Source organism: Ruegeria sp. J8, assembly GCF_056531925.1.
The window spans coordinates 20,039-35,637 of sequence record NZ_JBQFMR010000001.1 but is presented as its reverse complement, the minus strand read 5'-3'; the positions used below and the strand labels follow the sequence as shown (position 1 = coordinate 35,637).

Here is a 15,599-nt window from a genome sequence, read left to right as displayed (position 1 = left end):
CCGTTATTCTCCCGGCTGCTCAGAGGCGACAACCGCATCAACGGCAACACCCGGACGCACCCGTTGCAAGCCCTCGACAATCACGCTTTCCCCTGCGCGCAGCCCATCCTTGACGATGATAGCGGTCTCAACCGTGTTGCCGGTGGTTATATAGCGCTGTTCGACCATTTGCTGATCATTCACGACCAGCACAAACTCGCCCCTCTGATCGCGCTGCAAAGCGGCTTGCGGGATCAACACCTCAGTCGTTGGTTTCAATGCCTCGATCTGCACGCTTAAGAATGCACCATCGACGATCAGACGCTTGGCGTTGTCGAATTGAGCCCGCATCCTGATCGCCCCGGTCAGCGGGTCTATTCGGTTGTCGACAAAGACGATTGTACCTTCCTCATCCAGTTCGGTCCCGTTGGGCAGGACAACTTTCACCACTGGGCTTTTATTGCTTTCCGCAAGCGAGGCGGCGTTTTCACCCACCGCTTGCAGAACCGACGTGAACTCCTTTTCGTTCAGCGAAAAATTCACATAGATCGGGGCTTCGCTGACTATATTCACCAGTGGTGGATTATTCGGCCCAACCACATCCCCGACACTTGTAGTAGCGCGACCGATACGTCCGTCGAAGGGAGCGTGGATTTCCGTATAGCTGAGATCAAGTTTGGCTTGTTTAATCGCGGCCTGCGCGGACTTGACCTCGGCTTCGGCCACCAGTTCATTGGCGCGGGCAATGTCGCGTTCGGATTCTGGGGTCGCGTCACGCTCGTACAATTCCTGTTTACGTGCGAGCTCCACCTTGGCCAGTTCCAGATTGGCCTGCGCCCGGTCCAGATCGGCATTTCTGGCATCCAGCGTGGCCTGATAGAGGTCAGGCTCGATGGTAAACAGCAGATCGCCTTCCTTAACCAACGCACCATCTTCCACGTTCTGACTGTCCAGAAACCCGCTGACCCGAGCGATGATATCCGCCTTATTCAGCGCCTCGGCCCGACCGATAAAGGTTGCTTCCTCGGTAATGTCCTGAGTGTAGGCGGCCGCGATTGAAACCTTGGGCGGTTGCGCATCGCCAGTGTCTTGCGCTGTGCTGGGATCGGCAAGTGTAATCAAGCCCAACGCGGCAGCGCAACTGAGAGCTTTGAACGACCGGCCACTCTGCAAAGGTTTCAAAAAGTTTGGATCAAAGAACATGGCGAATGCCTCGTGATGGTCTAACAAAAATCGACCCGACCACCCACTTACAGGCCGAGTCGATTGCACTTTGAGACGAGGATGACGGGTTTGCGATTTTTTCTCAAGCGTATTGAGGTTTTTCGCTGGGGATAAGATCTAGAAAAAATGCTGGAAGTGCGGTTGTTTACGTGGTGTTTTTCGCTTTTTCTCTTTTGGGTTTGGGGTCGTGTGCGAACAGGCGGGCAAGAAAAAAGGGGCCGAAAGGCCCCTTTGTCTTGATCCTTGTTGGCGCCTAGATGCGTGTGCCCGCGAAGCGGGTCTCCCAATCTTCGCGCTGCTCGTCGGTGATCTTGGCGAACAGCACATCCGGCACCGTGAACGCGTGACCCGCAGGTAGCGCTTCCAAAGCCTCGGCCACTTGATCGGGCCAGCTTGTGTCCAGCGTCTTCATCGCGCTGAGCATCCGGGCCGAGGTTTCGGGGATGAACGGCGCGCTGAGCACCGCGTAAAGGCGAATCAGATTCAGGCCCAGGCGGACCTGCCCGGCGGCTTGTTCAGGGTCTTCCTTGAAGGTCGACCACGGCGCCGCAGATTGCAGATATTCATTGCCTGCCACCCAAATCGCGCGCAATTCTTGCGCTGATTTGCGAACCTCCATCGCCTCCATGAACCCTTCATAGGCACGGACGCGGCGGGTGAGCTCCGCGATAAGCTCTTGTTCACGATCACCAAATGTGCCGCCCTCTGGCACCGCCTCACTGAATTTTGAACGGCAGAACTTGGTGATCCGGCTGACGAAATTGCCCAGCACGTCAGCGAGGTCCTTGTTCACCGATTGCTGGAAATTCTCCCACGTGAACTCGCTATCGCTGCTTTCCGGCGCATGGCTCAGCAGCCACCAGCGCCAGTAATCGGCGGGCAGGATCTCAAGCGCCTGATCCATGAAAACGCCGCGGCCTTGGCTGGTCGAGAACTGGCCGCCATCATAGTTCAGATAGTTGAAGGATTTCAGGTGATCGACCATCTTCCACGGCTCGCCCGAACCCAGAATTGTGGCGGGGAAGCTGAGCGTATGGAAGGGCACGTTGTCCTTGCCCATGAATTGTACGTAACGGACGTCATCCGCACCTTTGTCGGTGCGCCACCAGCGTTCCCACTCTGCATCCGTTTTGCCGCTGGCATCGGCCCATTCCTTGGCGCAGGCGATATATTCGATCGGCGCGTCGAACCAGACATAGAAGACCTTGCCTTCCATCCCCGGCCAGTCCTGATCGCCTTTCTTCACCGGCACACCCCAGTCCAGATCACGGGTGATGCCGCGATCCTGCAGGCCGTCGCCGTCATGCAGCCACTTCTTGGCAATCGAAGTCGTCAAGATCGGCCAGTCGGCTTTGCTGTCGATCCATGCATCCAGCTGATCTTTCATCGCGGATTGGCGCAGATACAGGTGCTTGGTCTCGCGGATCTCTAGATCAGTCGAGCCGCTGATGGCGCTGCGCGGCTCGATCAGGTCGGTTGGGTCTAACTGCTTGGTGCAGTTTTCGCACTGATCGCCGCGCGCGCGGTCATAGCCGCAGTTGGGGCAGGTGCCCTCGATATAGCGGTCAGGCAGGAACCGGCCATCGGCGTTGGAATAGACCTGTTTCTCGCTGACCTCACGGATCAGCCCGGCCTCGTCCAGCTTGCCAGCGAAATGCTGGGTCAGTCGTTTGTTCTGATCGCTGGAAGACCGCCCGAAGTGATCGAAGCTCAACCCAAAGCGGTTCGCGATATCGGCCTGAACGGCGTACATATCGGCGCAATAGTCTGCCACCGGTTTGCCCGCCTTTGCTGCGGCCAACTCTGCTGGCGTGCCGTGCTCGTCGGTGGCACACAGGAACATGACCTCATTTCCTCGGCCGCGCTGGTAGCGTGCATACAGATCAGCTGGCAATTGCGAGCCGATCAGGTTGCCGAGGTGCTTGATCCCGTTGATGTAAGGGATCGCCGAGGTGATGAGAATCCGAGCCATTTTGCGTTTCCACGTGTCTAACTGCGCGACCGTCTACCTTATGTGACCGCCCAGCAAAACCCCGGCTTTTACCCACATGTCATTTTAGACACGCATCTATCAGAAAACGCGCCACTGATGCGGCCGCCGATTGTACCCGGATGACAGCGCGCAATACCCATAGGTTGTAAATTGGAATCACAACCTCTTGAATTTCGAGAAATGACTTCCCATATGAAATGTATACCAAAGTATACAATAACGAGGGCGATCCGCTGATGTTCGACTTTTTGCTCGAGGGTGCTTTTGTGCCCTTTACCTTTTCGCTTGCGCTGCTGTTCGGTCTGCTGGCGCTAGAGCTTGTGGCTTTGGCGATCGGCGGCAGCATATTGGCGGGTGAGGGCGAGGTTGACCTGGATGCGGTTGATGCGCCTGATCTGGATGTGGCCGACCTTGATCTGGACATCGACTCGGATGTTGATCTGGGTGACATTGAGCTGGCCGAGATCGAGGCTGATGCGCTGGGGACCGAACCGTCCGGGCCTATGGCATGGTTGGGTCTGGGCAAGGTGCCCTTCATGATCTGGCTGGCGGTGCTGCTTGCGGGCTTTGGCCTGTCGGGCATGGGCCTGCAACTGGCGCTGCACGACCTGCTGGGCTTTGACATGCCATCTTGGATCGCCGCCATCCCGGCTGGCGCATTCGGACTGTGGTTCGCACGCGGCTTTGGCGGTGTTTTTGCCCGCCTTCTGCCCAAGACCGAGACCGAAGCGATGTCGGAACGGATGCTTGCTCGCCGTCGTGGTGTGATCACCCAAGGCACCGCATCGCGCGGCCGACCGGCCGAGGTGCGCGTCATGGATCGCTTTGGCAACACGCATTACCTGCGCGCCGAGCCACTGCAGGACAAAGAGATGCTGGAGCAGGGCACGGATGTCCTTGTTCTACGCGACAGACGGCGCGACCGGTTCGTTCTGGTCGGCTTGTCAGACTAACCAAATTTCAAACCCCAACTCGGAGGATTTTGCATGGAAGTTCAATTCCTGGCCGTCACGGTTGTGACTATTCTGGCCGTACTCTTGTTCATTGGCCTTGTGCTGGGCCGTCTCTATCGTCGCGCTACGCGTGAAGTCAGTCTGGTGAAAACCGGGGCAGGCGGCAAAAAGGTCATCATGGATGGCGGCGTCATCATTGTGCCGCTGCTGCACGAGGTTAGCCCCGTCAACATGAAGACCCTGCGCCTGGAGGTGCAGCGCAGCGGTGAGGCCGCGCTGATTACTAAAGACCGGATGCGCGTGGACGTAGGTGTCGAGTTCTACGTCTCGGTCATGGCGACCGAAGAGGGTATCGCACGTGCCGCGCAAACGCTGGGCGACCGCACTTTCGACGTTGAGCAACTGCGTGAGATGATCGAAGGCAAGCTGATTGACGGCTTGCGCGCCGTGGCGGCTCAGATGACCATGGATGGTCTGCATGAGAACCGCGCCGACTTTGTGCAAGAGGTGCAGAATGCGGTGTCCGAAGACCTGTTGAAGAATGGTCTGTCGCTGGAATCTGTCTCGCTGACTGCGTTGGATCAGACACCGTTCGAGGCGCTGGACGAAAACAACGCCTTTAACGCCGTGGGTATGCGTAGGCTGGCCGAGGTAATTGCCGTGTCCAAAAAGGAACGCGCGCAGATCGATGCTGAGGCCGAGGTTGAAGTGCGCCGCGCCGCGATGGAGGCGGAACGCCAAAAGCTGCTGATCGAACAGGATGAGGCGCAGGCACGGATTGAGCAGGCCCAAAAGGTCGAAACCATGCGCGTGGCGCAAGAGGCCGAAATCGCAGCCCGGACCGAGGACTCGGTGCGCGAGACTGAACGCGCCCGGATCGCCCGTGAAGAAGCCATCCGTTCGGCCGATATTGAGCGGGAGCGTAAAATCCGCGATGCCGAGATTGCCAAGGAGCGTGAGATTGAAGTGGCCGAACAGGAACGTCAGATCATCATCGCGCAGAAATCCGAAGAGGAAAGCCGCGCGCGTGCGTCTGCCGACTTGGCCCGTGCCGAGGCGACCAAGGCAACCGAAGCCGTCGCGACCGCCCGCGAGGTGGCCGAAGCCGAGCGGATCAAGCAGATCGCTCTGATCGAAGCCACGCGTGAGGCCGAACGTCAGGCGACCGCGATCCGGCTGGCCGCGCAGGCCGAGAAAGAGGCCGCCGCGGACCGCGCCGAAGCCCGCCGCGAAGAGGCACAAGCCGAGGCAGACGCGCTGAACATCCGGGCCGAGGCCAAGAAAAACGACATGCTTGCCGAAGCCGAAGGCAAGCGCGCCATTGTCGAGGCCGACAATGCTCTGTCCGCGGCCCAGATCCGCATGAAGGTCGATATGGCGCGGATTGAGACGATGCCATCGATCATCTCGGAGATGGTCAAGCCTGCGGAAAAAATCGACTCGATCAAGATCCATCAGGTGGGCGGCATCGGGGCCGGGGCCTCGGGCGGCGCGGCCAACAGCGACAAGCCGGTGGTCAATCAGGCACTGGATTCGATCATGGGCATGGCGGTGCAGATGCCCGCGCTCAAGAAGCTGGGCGAAGAGCTTGGCCTGTCGATGGAAAACGGTGTCGGCGGCGTAGTGAACGGAGCGCTAGAGCAGACGCAGGACCCCGTCGAGGGGCTGGAGGACGAGACGCCTCCGACCCAGTAACAAAAGGAAGGGCCGGGATTTCCCGGCCCTTTATTCTTCGCGCGACCGCTTCAGCAGTCGCCCGATGGTGAAGGATGTGCGTGGAGCATAGACATAGTTCGTGCGTTCGTCCGGGGTTGGGCGCGACCGCATCCGCGCTAGACCGAACACGATCAGCCCCATATGACCTACTGCCACAAAGGCAAACAAGGCACCCGGCCCATACTGCTGGATCAGCGTGGATGAGATATAGGGTGAGGCAATAGCCCCCAGCGCGTACCAAAACATCAGCGCGGCAGAAAGCTCAACCCGTTGTTCGGTCGTGGCAAAGTCGTTGGCGTGGGCAGAAGATACCGAGAAGATCGGGAAGGTGGTCAAGCCAAAGAACCCAGCTGCCAGCATGACGCCGAGGGTACCGGACCCGCTTGCCGCCATAGTGATGCCGCAGCTGAGCACTGCAGCGGCGGACAGCCAGATCAACACCCATCGCCGATCATATTTGTCGGCCAGCCATCCCAGTGGATATTGCGCCAGCGCGCCGCCAAGAACGAAGGAAGCGAGGAAGAAGGCGATCTGATCCACACCCAGCCCGACCTCTTGCCCATAAACCGGGCCGACCATGCGAAACGAGGCAGAGCTAAGCGCCGACACAATCACTCCGGCCACCGCCAGAGGTGAGTTTGTCCAGGCCAGTCTGGGGCGCAGGCGGGGCGCGTCGGGCGTCTTAGGCTGGCTGGCCCGGGTCAGGGCCAGAGGCAACAGCGAAGCACAGCACAAGATGGCCAGCAGGTTGTAAGACACATAAGACGCGGGTGGCAGCACGGCGATAATCAATTGCGCGCAAAGCGACGCGCCCAGATCGGCGATGCGATAGCTGCCCATCACGCGGCCACGCGACTCGTTTGTGACCTTGGCGTTCAACCAAGCCTCAATCACTGTATAGCAACCAGCAACGCAGGTGCCTGACGCGATCCGCAGTACGGCCCATATGTTCGGGTTTTCAGTCAGAGTATGGCCCAGCAAACCCATCGCACCCAAGGCCGTACACACAGCAAATGCGCGCGAATGTCCGACGCTGCCCATGAGGCGAGGTGCCCACCAGCAGCCAACAAAGAATCCTATGAAATGCGCGGACCCCAATAAGCCGATCTGCTCGGTCGAGAAATCCAGTGTCAGGCCCGAGATGGCGTCAAGCGGGCCGACGCCTCCGGTCGAGAGCTGTAGCAAAATGACCGAAAGAAACAGGGCGGCAAAGGAAATCATCGTGCGCATAACGCCCCCACCTTGCGGCATCCGGCATAGGAATCGCGCTGCTTATCGACTTTGTCGCGTCGTTTTTTTGCTATTGGGTCCGTTGAATCTCTGCTCTGATATCCAGCCCGACCGTATCCTGAACCAGATCTGCAAAACCTGAGGCGCCGAAGTCGTGCCGGTTCAGCTCGCCTGTCAGGCGGATGGACAGGTCATCCAGACTGTCCGCAGCGCTGCCGGGCGCGCGAAACAGGTCGGCCTTCAGTTCGATCGGCATGGTGACTCCGCGCACTGTAAGGTCTCCGTTGATGATGGCCCCGTTCGAGATACGACCGCCCTCACCAAGCTGAACACTGGTTGAGACGAAATGGATGGTTGGATATTCCTTTGCCGCCAGCACACTCTCGCTGAGCATGGGTTTGCGGGCGAAGGGCAGTTTGGTGCGCGCTTTGGCGACGTTCAGGATCACGTCCACCCGACTGTTGAGAAGATCATTCAGGTCGATCTGTATGTCGGCAGACTCGATTGGCATGGTGCCGGATTGGGAAATGCCGGACAGGTCAAAGGTGAAATCGACGGATGTCTCTTCGGGGACCAGTTGATACGTGCGTGGCGCAGCCAGCGCCGAACTCGCAAGAGTCAGTGCAATCAGGCTGGCCAGGACTGTGCGTCGAGTTAGTTGGGTCATGCCATGACCTCCTGCCTGCGGGGGCGCGATCGTTTCAGCAACATCAGCAGGATTGCGATGTTCAGCCCGTTCCAGAGAATGCCGTTGATAAAGGCCAGTTGATAATTTCCGGTTACGTCGTAAATCCAACCCGACATCCAGCCGCCCAAGGCCATGCCCATGATGGTCATCATCATGACAAAACCTACGCGGGCTCCGGCCTCTTGCGGGGGCATGTATTCACGCACGACCAGCGCATAGCTGGGCACGATGCCGCCCTGTGCCAGCCCGAACATGAGGCTGATGATGTACAGCGAGACCATGCCGTCATAGGGCAGGAACAGGAACAGCGCGATACATTGCAGGATCGACCCGATCAGCAGGGTCATCAGCCCGCCCAGCTTGTCGGCCACCATCCCGGAAATCACGCGGCTGACCACGCCGCCCAGCAACATCAGCGACAGCATCTCGGCTCCGACAGCGGGGCCATAGCCCAGCCCGACGCAGTATGAGACAATATGGACCTGCGGCATCGACATCGCGACGCAGCACCCGATCCCGGCCAGACCCAGTATGTATTGCAACCCGCGTGGTGAGATCCCGACGCTGCTGGCCTTGATGCTGGCGCTGGCGGCTGCGGTCTGATGCGCCTCGGCCGGGACCTGACGGCGCAGCAACAAGGACAGGGGGATGACGATGGCAGGCGTGATCATGGCAAGCGTCAGGTAGACCTGCTGCCAACCGTCACGCGCCAGAATATCCGACAGAAGGGTCGGCCAGATCGCACCCGACAGGTAATTGCCGCTGGCCACCAGTGCCACAGCAATTCCGCGCCGCTGCATGAACCAGTGCGAGATATCGGCGATCAGCGGCCCAAACCCGATGGAGGTGCCCAGCCCCACCAGCAAATGTGCCAGTGACAGGGTGATCATGTTCGGCGCCAGCGTTGCCAGCACATAGCTGACGGTGCTGAGTATGGCGGCCCCGATCAACGCTTTGGTCACACCCAGCCGATCGACCAGTTGCCCCAGCCACATGTTTCCCAACGCAAAGCCTACCATGGTCAGAACGTACGGCAGCGAGGCTTCGGCCCGTCCGGCGTCGAACTGTGTCTCAATCGCGGGCATCACCACGATCACCGCCCACATGCCGACATTCGCCACCGTAGCGATGGCAAGCGTGATCGTGAGGCGTAGCCAAGAATAGCGGCTGTCGTGGATTGCGTGGCTCATTCCCGGAACGCTAGGGCGCAGGGTGGGGGTTGGCTAGTCACTTCTTTCGTGATCACGTGGTGGTGTCACGCCGATACCTCGTCGGTTGCCGTTCTTTGCAGGTTCAATCCGGCGCGCGGTTTGGTCTGGGTGGCCTGCCATGTGACTGGGGGCAGGGCGCGGGCACGGCGGCGGGTTAGGGTCCAGCGGCGCGCCTCTTGAGTATGGTTCGCGGCCATGTGCCAGCGCGTCTCAACCCCTTGCGCGCCGCCGTCGCCGGGTGTCAGCAACAGCCCCAGTGGGGCCCGTCCCATCGCGCCGCCCTGTTCGGCCGCCAGATGCATCCGCCGCACGGGCGTCAGCCCCGGCGCGCCGGGCAGATCACCGATCACCAGCGGAACGGCCCCGCTGCGCAGTGCCTCTTCCAGACACCACAAGATATCCTCGGCGCGGGTGGGGTGGACAAAGATGAACCGGGCGGGGTCGACAAAGGGCATCATGCCGTCGGGGTTCAGCTGGCCCGGCTCCCACGCGGGGGAAATCCACAGCACGGGGCCTTGCGCCTGACCAGCCAGCCAGACGGCGAAACTGCGCCGGGCAGGGCCGCAGGCTTCGTGCACGCGGCCCAGTTGCAAGGTGATCTGAGGGTGCAGCGCCAGCCCCGGTATATCACGTGCGGGTTTGCGGCCAAGAAGCGTTGTGGACATGCCGACAATCTAACATGTTCTTATTTTGTTCTCAATCCTGAAATATCTCTAGCGAGACAGGATCATACGCCCGTCCGCGAATTGGATGTTCGAAAACAGATGCAGGTAATCCATCCCCAACAGCGACTGGTGCAGCTCGCCCTCATTCACCCAGGCCGAGATATTCTGATCGGTGATCGGGCCCAAAGTGACCGTTTCCAGCCGTACAGGCGCGGTGCGTACCTCGCCATTCGCAGTCAGAGCGCGTCCGAAATAATTCAATTGGTTCAGGTCAACGCCGATCCGTTCAGCGTCGCGGGAGCTGAGAACTATCTGGCTGGCACCGGTATCCACTAGGAAAGTGATCGTCTGACCATCGACCTCGACCGGCAGGTAATAATGGCCATCTGCCGAGCGGGGCACTTCGATCGTTTCGCCGGTCACGGTCAACTGCGGCACCGGGCTGATGGTCGAGCGGATATCTTCCCACAGGCCAACGACGGCGATTACGCCGATGAAGATGAATACCCAGGCCATGGCCTGTTGCAACGTCTTGTTCAGCGTCTGCCGGTTTTGCGAGATGAACCACGCGACAACCGCCACGCCCAACAGGCTAAGATACGCCAAACGTGCAATGCTATCCCCATCCATACCGATATCCTAACGGGTTGACCTGACACGTATATGGGGGGTCAGGAGGCAAATCCAAAGGCCTTGAGGCCATCCAGAATGAATTGAACCGACAGCGCCGCCAGCAGCATCCCCAACAAACGGGTCAGCACATTCAACCCGGTCTTGCCGAGGATGCGCGCGATCACGCCGCCTGACAGGAAAAAGATCAGAACTACCGCCATGACGGCCAGCATGACGATACACGCTTCGACAATGCCCAGAACGCCGGGATGCTGCCCCGCCAGCAGGATGATCGTGGCAATCGAGCCCGGCCCCGCGATCAGCGGAATGGCCAGCGGGAACACAGACGGGTCGGGATGTTCCTCTTCCTCGGCCCGGTCCTCGCGCCGTTTGGTGCGGCGGTCGAACAGCATGTCGAGCGCGGTCAGGAACAGCAGCGCGCCGCCTGCGACGCGGAAGGCCTCCATCGAGATTCCGACAAAGCCAAGCACGGCCTCACCAAACGCGGCAAAGGCGATCAGGATGCAAACGGCAGTCAGGCAACTGCGGATCGCCGTTTTGCGGCGTGTCGCGGCGTCCATATCCTGTGTCAGAGCCACGAAGATCGGCGTGGTGCCGAACGGGTCGATCACCACGAACAAGGTGGTGAAAGCGGTGATGAAGAAGGCCAGGTCGATCATTCTGCGGCACCGCGCTGAAGTTCTGTCAGGATTGCCACGGCCTTATCGGCCTGATCGCTGGGAACGTAAACGTGGTCATGGTGATACCCCGCGACCATGTTTGCCGGAATGCCGGCTTGTGCAAGTGCGCTTGAGACAGCAGCGGTGAGGCCCACACCTTCCAGCGAGGAATGCACCTGCAGGGTAATGCAGCGCATAGGGACTGCGCCGGTCTGTGCTGCCTCGAAGGGAACGATCAGCGAAAGGCCCTCGACCTCGATACAGCTGGCCCTAGTGCCATTTGGCCATTCTGCGTCGGACGGCCAGACAACAAAGGCATATTCACCGGGCTGTAGCGCGGGGCGCATACCGGCAATCATGGCTTTGGTTTCGGTCACGGGGGATGTCATGACGCTTCGGCTTCCTCCAAACGTTCTGCGGCGGCGACCCACAGAGCTTCGGCTTTTTGCATCGCTTCAACCACCTCGGCGAATTTGCGGTTCCAGGTTTCCAGATCGTTGATCCGATCATCTTCATACAAGGCTGGATCAGCCAGTTTGGCAGACAGCTTTTCATGCATATCCGTCAACTTCTCAATCCGGTCCTCGCATTTGCGCAGATCGGCGCGTAGCGCCAGAATTGCATCGCGTGAGGGGCGTTTGGGTTTCGCAACTGCAGGTTTTTCCTTGACCGGCTTGTCGCGGGCCAGCAACAGGGCGCGATAGGCTTCCAGATCGCCCTCGAACGGTTTTACCGTCCCGTCCGAGACCAGCCACAGCCGATCCGCAACCAGCGACAGCAGGTGCATGTCGTGGCTGACCAGCACCACCGCGCCGGAATAGGCGGTCAGCGCCTCGACCAGCGCCTCGCGGCTTTCGATGTCCAGATGGTTGGTCGGTTCATCCAGGATCAGCATATGCGGCGCGTCGATCGTGGCCAGCAGCAGCGACAGGCGTGCTTTCTGGCCGCCCGACAGACGCCCGACCTCTGTATCCGCCTGGTCGGCATTCAGGCCAAACCCGGCCAGACGGGATCGCCACTTGCCCGGTGCCTCATCCGGGCGCAGGCGGCGTAGGTGGTCCAGAGGGGTCTCGTCCACATACAGCTCATCCACCTGATGCTGCGCGAAATAGCCGATCCGCAGCTTGGAACTGCGGGTCATCTTGCCCGCCATCAGGGGCAGGCGGTCGGACAGCAGCTTCGACAGGGTCGATTTACCCTGACCGTTCTTGCCCAGCAGGGCGATGCGATCATCCTGATCGATGCGCAGGTTCAGGCGGCGCAGCACCTCGGTGTCGCCATACCCCGTGATACCGCCCTCAAGATGGATGATCGGGGGCGACAGCTCCTCGGGCTCGGGGAAGGAAAACGCGCGCAGGGCTGCCTCTTGCGGGGTCGAGACTAGTTGGATGCGCTCGATCATCTTCAGGCGCGACTGTGCTTGCACGGCCTTGGTGGCCTTGGCACGGAACCGGTCCACGAAGCTTTGCAGATGGGCGATGCGGGCCTTGGCCTTGGCGTTTTCCGATTCCGCCTGCGCGATGCGTTCGGCGCGGCGTTCGGCGAACTTGTCGTAAGGCACCGCGTAATAGGTCAGCTTGCGGTCTTCCAGATGCAGGATCGACCCCACCGCGCGGTTCAACAGTCCCCGATCGTGGCTGATGATGATGACCGTATGAGGGTATTTGGCCAGATAGCTTTCCAGCCACAGCGCGCCTTCGAGGTCCAGATAGTTGGTCGGTTCGTCCAGCAACAGCAGGTCGGGCTGCGAAAACAGAACCGCCGCCAGCGCCACGCGCATCCGCCAGCCGCCCGAGAAATCCGAGCAGGGTTTCAGCTGATCCTCATCATCGAAGCCCAGACCTTTGAGGATCGAGGCTGCGCGGGCTTCGGCGGACCAGGCGTCGATATCGGCCAGACGGGTCTGAATCTCGGCAATGCGCGAAGGGTCGGTGGCGCTGTCGGCCTCGGCCATCAGGGTGCTGCGTTCGGTATCAGCCGCCAGAACGGTATTGATCAGCGAGACATCGGAGGAGGGCACCTCTTGCGCCACACCGCCGATCCGTGCGCGTTTGGGCAGCACGATATTGCCCGATTCCAACGCCAGTTCGCCCCGGATCAGGCGGAACAGAGTGGTCTTTCCGGTGCCGTTTCGGCCCACAAGACCCACCTTGTGCCCATCGGGGATGGTTGCACTGGCCCCGTCGAACAAGGGGCGGCCTTCAACGGCGTAATTGATGTCTTCGATCCGTAGCATGGGCCGCTCTTAACAGAGGTATGATGCCGCCGCCAGCGGCTTGGCATGTTCAACACGGGATCAATGTGATAGCGCTGCCATGTTTGAATGAAGTGGAATGTTTGATGCGGCCTGCGCAGTCCCCTCCGTCCTTGATCACATTGGTTTTGCTGACGGCGCTTTCGGTTCTGTCGCTGAACATGTTCCTGCCATCGCTGCCCAGTATCGGCGCGGCACTGGAGGCGGAATACGGCCTGGTGAACCTGTCGATCGCTGGTTATCTGGCGCTGTCGGCAGTCCTGCAACTGATCATGGGGCCGTTGTCCGACCGGTTCGGACGCAGGCCGGTATTGCTGATCTGTATGGTCATCTTCGTCGTTGCTTCGGTCGGATGTGCGTTGGCGCAGTCGATCTGGGTGTTTCTAGGGTTTCGGATGCTGCAAGGTGCCGTCGTGGCCGGGCAGGTTCTGGCACGAGCCGCGATACGGGATATGCATCCACCGAATGAGGCCGCGGCAAAGCTGGGTTATGTCTCGATGGCTATGGCGCTAGCACCGATGCTGGGGCCGATGCTGGGCGGTCTGCTCGAGATGCTATTCGGCTGGCGCGCCGGGTTTATTTTGTATCTTCTTCTGGGCGCGGGCCTCTTGGCGTTGATATGGGTCGATCTGGGTGAGACCAACACTAACACAACCGCTACCTTCGCCGCGCAGATGAGGCTCTATCCGCAGCTTTTCAATTCACGTCGGTTTTGGGGCTATTCCTTTTGTGCGGCGTTTTCGATTGGAGGGTTCTATGCGTTTATCACCGGTGCGCCTTTGGTTGCAGCAACGTGGTTCGATCTGAACCCCGCGCTATTAGGGTTGGGGATTGGGATCATCACGCTGGGGTTCATGGCGGGCAGCTATCTGACCGGGCGTCTGGCGGCGCGGGCCCGGCTGAATAATATGATTCTTTTTGGGCGTGTGATTGCCTCGGTTGGGCCACTTGTGGGTCTTGTGGTGTTCGCAGCCGAGGGCGGCAGCGTCTGGACCTTTTTTGGTTCAGCCATTCTGGTGGGGTTCGGCAACGGGCTGACCGTCGCCAATGCCACCGCCGGTCTGATGTCTGTACGTCCGCAATTGGCGGGTAGCGCTGCGGGGCTGTCTGGCGCGATGACTGTGGCGTTGGGGGCCGTGCTGACCATGGCCACCGGGGCCTTGGTTACTGCCGCGAATGCCCCATTTATCGTTCTTGGCATGATGTGCCTCAGCAGTTTCGCAGGACTCCTGTCCATCCTCTATGTTCGGCGGGTCGACCAGTTGGACCCATTGCCGGACACGATCTGAGCGCCGCGCCATATAACACTTTTCTTGGGCCACATACCGTGCTAGGCGGCGCGCGATGGATTTCGGCGCACACCACGCGCCACATTGTAAGGAGAGGCCGATATGGCACTGGAACGCACATTCTCGATCATCAAACCCGATGCAACCCGCCGCAACCTGACTGGCAAGATCAACGCCAAGTTTGAAGACGCAGGCCTGCGCATCGTTGCGCAAAAGCGCATCCACATGACCAAGGAACAAGCCGGTAAGTTCTACGAAGTTCACGCCGAGCGTCCGTTCTATGACGAGCTGTGCGAGTTCATGTCGTCGGCTCCGGTCGTCGTTCAGGTTCTGGAAGGCGAAGGCGCCATTGCCAAGAACCGCGAAGTCATGGGCGCAACCAACCCCGCAGACGCGGCCGCCGGCACCATCCGCGCCGAGTTCGCTGAATCGGTTGGCGAAAACTCGGTCCACGGTTCCGACGCACCTGAGACCGCAGCGGTTGAAATCGCCTACTTCTTCTCGGGCATTGAACTGGTCGGCTAATCTTTAACCACAATAGAATTCAGGGCCGCTCCCGTCACCGGGGGCGGCCTTTTTCATTCGGGTTTGAGGTCCGCAGCCGAGACCCGCACGCCGATCGCATCCAGATCAGCGATGATCTGCATCTCAGGCGCGGTGCTGACACTGGCCTTGATCGCATCGAACCGTTTGCGCAGCGCCTTCTTCTCCTCGCCTTTGCAATCGTTCCATGGACGCCCCTGAAGGCCCATGACCAGCACGTAGTACCCGATGAAATGCGGGCGAGAACCCGACTGCAATAGTTTCGTGTAGGCCGCATCTGGTCCCAATTCCCGCAATCCTTGCGCCGAGTGTATCCCGGCACGAGCACAGGCCTGTTCGAAAGCGGGGCCGAGGTTGCGTATGGATGAGACGGGATCGGACATGTGAAAAGTCTTATGATACGGTGTATCCTCTGTCATCCGAATTTCACCGTGAATGCCTCCCGGTCGTAGTACCTTTGCCTGCAGGACCAAGTTAAGATTTCACGGGCAAATACCGTCATGAGGTCCTTTCGTGCCCAAGACTATGAAAATCGCTGAAAAACAAATGCTTACCTGCAAGA

At 59.8% G+C, this 15,599-nt stretch carries 15 protein-coding genes; 4 read left to right on the top strand and 11 right to left on the bottom strand.

Translation table 11 applies throughout. The features are described 5' to 3' along the window. Positions 1-3: 3 nt before the first annotated feature. The gene (locus ACR0L1_RS00160) at positions 4-1,182 is read right to left on the bottom strand and encodes an efflux RND transporter periplasmic adaptor subunit (RefSeq protein WP_170769509.1); all 1,179 of its coding nucleotides are present in this window, start codon (positions 1,180-1,182) and stop codon (positions 4-6) included. A gap of 274 nt (positions 1,183-1,456) precedes the next feature. Next, entirely contained in the window at positions 1,457-3,175 is a 1,719-nt protein-coding gene (gene metG / locus ACR0L1_RS00155; RefSeq protein ID WP_480856530.1) for a methionine--tRNA ligase, read from the bottom strand. Between the two features lie 218 nt (positions 3,176-3,393). Here metG and ACR0L1_RS00150 point away from each other — a divergent pair, with 218 nt between their 5' ends. Both ACR0L1_RS00150 and ACR0L1_RS00145 read left to right on the top strand, forming a co-directional pair. Then, positions 3,394-4,149 (top strand): OB-fold-containig protein, encoded by a 756-nt coding sequence (locus ACR0L1_RS00150; RefSeq protein ID WP_480856528.1) that lies wholly within the window; start codon positions 3,394-3,396, stop codon positions 4,147-4,149. Between the two features lie 33 nt (positions 4,150-4,182). Next, on the top strand, positions 4,183-5,844 hold the full coding sequence (locus ACR0L1_RS00145; RefSeq protein ID WP_170769511.1) for a flotillin family protein: 1,662 nt from the start codon (positions 4,183-4,185) through the stop codon (positions 5,842-5,844). Positions 5,845-5,874: 30 nt separating this feature from the next. On the opposite strand, the gene ACR0L1_RS00140 is transcribed toward ACR0L1_RS00145, so the two are convergent. The 8 genes from ACR0L1_RS00140 to ACR0L1_RS00105 all read right to left on the bottom strand — a co-directional run bounded on the left by ACR0L1_RS00140 (position 5,875) and on the right by ACR0L1_RS00105 (position 13,187). Beyond that, positions 5,875-7,095 (bottom strand): MFS transporter, encoded by a 1,221-nt coding sequence (locus ACR0L1_RS00140; protein WP_480856526.1) that lies wholly within the window; start codon positions 7,093-7,095, stop codon positions 5,875-5,877. Between the two features lie 70 nt (positions 7,096-7,165). Next, a complete protein-coding gene (locus tag ACR0L1_RS00135) occupies positions 7,166-7,762 on the bottom strand; it encodes a YceI family protein (RefSeq protein ID WP_170769513.1) in 597 nt (198 codons plus the stop codon). Continuing rightward, positions 7,759-8,973 carry an MFS transporter gene (locus tag ACR0L1_RS00130; protein ID WP_480856524.1) on the bottom strand — a complete coding sequence of 405 codons (1,215 nt, stop codon included), beginning with the start codon at positions 8,971-8,973 and terminating at the stop codon, positions 7,759-7,761. The genes ACR0L1_RS00135 and ACR0L1_RS00130 overlap by 4 nt, the downstream gene beginning before the upstream one ends. A 65-nt stretch (positions 8,974-9,038) precedes the next feature. Then, positions 9,039-9,659 (bottom strand): ImuA family protein, encoded by a 621-nt coding sequence (locus ACR0L1_RS00125; RefSeq protein WP_170769515.1) that lies wholly within the window; start codon positions 9,657-9,659, stop codon positions 9,039-9,041. Positions 9,660-9,707: 48 nt separating this feature from the next. After that, the gene (locus ACR0L1_RS00120; protein ID WP_480502953.1) at positions 9,708-10,289 is read right to left on the bottom strand and encodes a retropepsin-like aspartic protease family protein; all 582 of its coding nucleotides are present in this window, start codon (positions 10,287-10,289) and stop codon (positions 9,708-9,710) included. A 41-nt stretch (positions 10,290-10,330) separates the two neighbouring features. Continuing rightward, on the bottom strand, positions 10,331-10,951 hold the full coding sequence (locus tag ACR0L1_RS00115; RefSeq protein WP_170769517.1) for a MarC family protein: 621 nt from the start codon (positions 10,949-10,951) through the stop codon (positions 10,331-10,333). After that, positions 10,948-11,340 carry an ACT domain-containing protein gene (locus tag ACR0L1_RS00110; RefSeq protein ID WP_480856522.1) on the bottom strand — a complete coding sequence of 131 codons (393 nt, stop codon included), beginning with the start codon at positions 11,338-11,340 and terminating at the stop codon, positions 10,948-10,950. The genes ACR0L1_RS00115 and ACR0L1_RS00110 overlap by 4 nt, the downstream gene beginning before the upstream one ends. After that, a complete protein-coding gene (locus ACR0L1_RS00105; RefSeq protein WP_480856520.1) occupies positions 11,337-13,187 on the bottom strand; it encodes an ABC-F family ATP-binding cassette domain-containing protein in 1,851 nt (616 codons plus the stop codon). Before ACR0L1_RS00105 ends, ACR0L1_RS00110 begins: the two co-directional genes overlap by 4 nt. A 104-nt stretch (positions 13,188-13,291) precedes the next feature. Here ACR0L1_RS00105 and ACR0L1_RS00100 point away from each other — a divergent pair, with 104 nt between their 5' ends. Together ACR0L1_RS00100 and ndk are read left to right on the top strand one after the other, a co-directional pair. Then, positions 13,292-14,494 (top strand): Bcr/CflA family efflux MFS transporter, encoded by a 1,203-nt coding sequence (locus ACR0L1_RS00100; RefSeq protein ID WP_480856518.1) that lies wholly within the window; start codon positions 13,292-13,294, stop codon positions 14,492-14,494. 102 nt (positions 14,495-14,596) lie between these two features. Continuing rightward, on the top strand, positions 14,597-15,019 hold the full coding sequence (ndk, locus tag ACR0L1_RS00095; RefSeq protein WP_170352964.1) for a nucleoside-diphosphate kinase: 423 nt from the start codon (positions 14,597-14,599) through the stop codon (positions 15,017-15,019). Positions 15,020-15,072: 53 nt separating this feature from the next. Here ndk and ACR0L1_RS00090 read toward each other — a convergent pair whose 3' ends face one another. Continuing rightward, entirely contained in the window at positions 15,073-15,420 is a 348-nt protein-coding gene (locus ACR0L1_RS00090; protein ID WP_170769521.1) for a TfoX/Sxy family protein, read from the bottom strand. Between the last annotated feature and the right edge of the window lie 179 nt (positions 15,421-15,599).

Excerpts from the sequence above, each read along its gene's own strand:
- ACR0L1_RS00160 (WP_170769509.1), bottom strand. The coding sequence starts at position 1,182 with ATGTTCTTTGATCCAAACTTTTTGAAACCTTTGCAGAGTGGCCGGTCG.
- metG (WP_480856530.1), bottom strand. The coding sequence starts at position 3,175 with ATGGCTCGGATTCTCATCACCTCGGCGATCCCTTACATCAACGGGATC.
- ACR0L1_RS00150 (WP_480856528.1), top strand. The coding sequence starts at position 3,394 with ATGTATACCAAAGTATACAATAACGAGGGCGATCCGCTGATGTTCGAC.
- ACR0L1_RS00145 (WP_170769511.1), top strand. The coding sequence starts at position 4,183 with ATGGAAGTTCAATTCCTGGCCGTCACGGTTGTGACTATTCTGGCCGTA.
- ACR0L1_RS00140 (WP_480856526.1), bottom strand. The coding sequence starts at position 7,095 with ATGCGCACGATGATTTCCTTTGCCGCCCTGTTTCTTTCGGTCATTTTG.
- ACR0L1_RS00135 (WP_170769513.1), bottom strand. The coding sequence starts at position 7,762 with ATGACCCAACTAACTCGACGCACAGTCCTGGCCAGCCTGATTGCACTG.
- ACR0L1_RS00130 (WP_480856524.1), bottom strand. The coding sequence starts at position 8,973 with ATGAGCCACGCAATCCACGACAGCCGCTATTCTTGGCTACGCCTCACG.
- ACR0L1_RS00125 (WP_170769515.1), bottom strand. The coding sequence starts at position 9,659 with ATGTCCACAACGCTTCTTGGCCGCAAACCCGCACGTGATATACCGGGG.
- ACR0L1_RS00120 (WP_480502953.1), bottom strand. The coding sequence starts at position 10,289 with ATGGATGGGGATAGCATTGCACGTTTGGCGTATCTTAGCCTGTTGGGC.
- ACR0L1_RS00115 (WP_170769517.1), bottom strand. The coding sequence starts at position 10,951 with ATGATCGACCTGGCCTTCTTCATCACCGCTTTCACCACCTTGTTCGTG.
- ACR0L1_RS00110 (WP_480856522.1), bottom strand. The coding sequence starts at position 11,340 with ATGACATCCCCCGTGACCGAAACCAAAGCCATGATTGCCGGTATGCGC.
- ACR0L1_RS00105 (WP_480856520.1), bottom strand. The coding sequence starts at position 13,187 with ATGCTACGGATCGAAGACATCAATTACGCCGTTGAAGGCCGCCCCTTG.
- ACR0L1_RS00100 (WP_480856518.1), top strand. The coding sequence starts at position 13,292 with ATGCGGCCTGCGCAGTCCCCTCCGTCCTTGATCACATTGGTTTTGCTG.
- ndk (WP_170352964.1), top strand. The coding sequence starts at position 14,597 with ATGGCACTGGAACGCACATTCTCGATCATCAAACCCGATGCAACCCGC.
- ACR0L1_RS00090 (WP_170769521.1), bottom strand. The coding sequence starts at position 15,420 with ATGTCCGATCCCGTCTCATCCATACGCAACCTCGGCCCCGCTTTCGAA.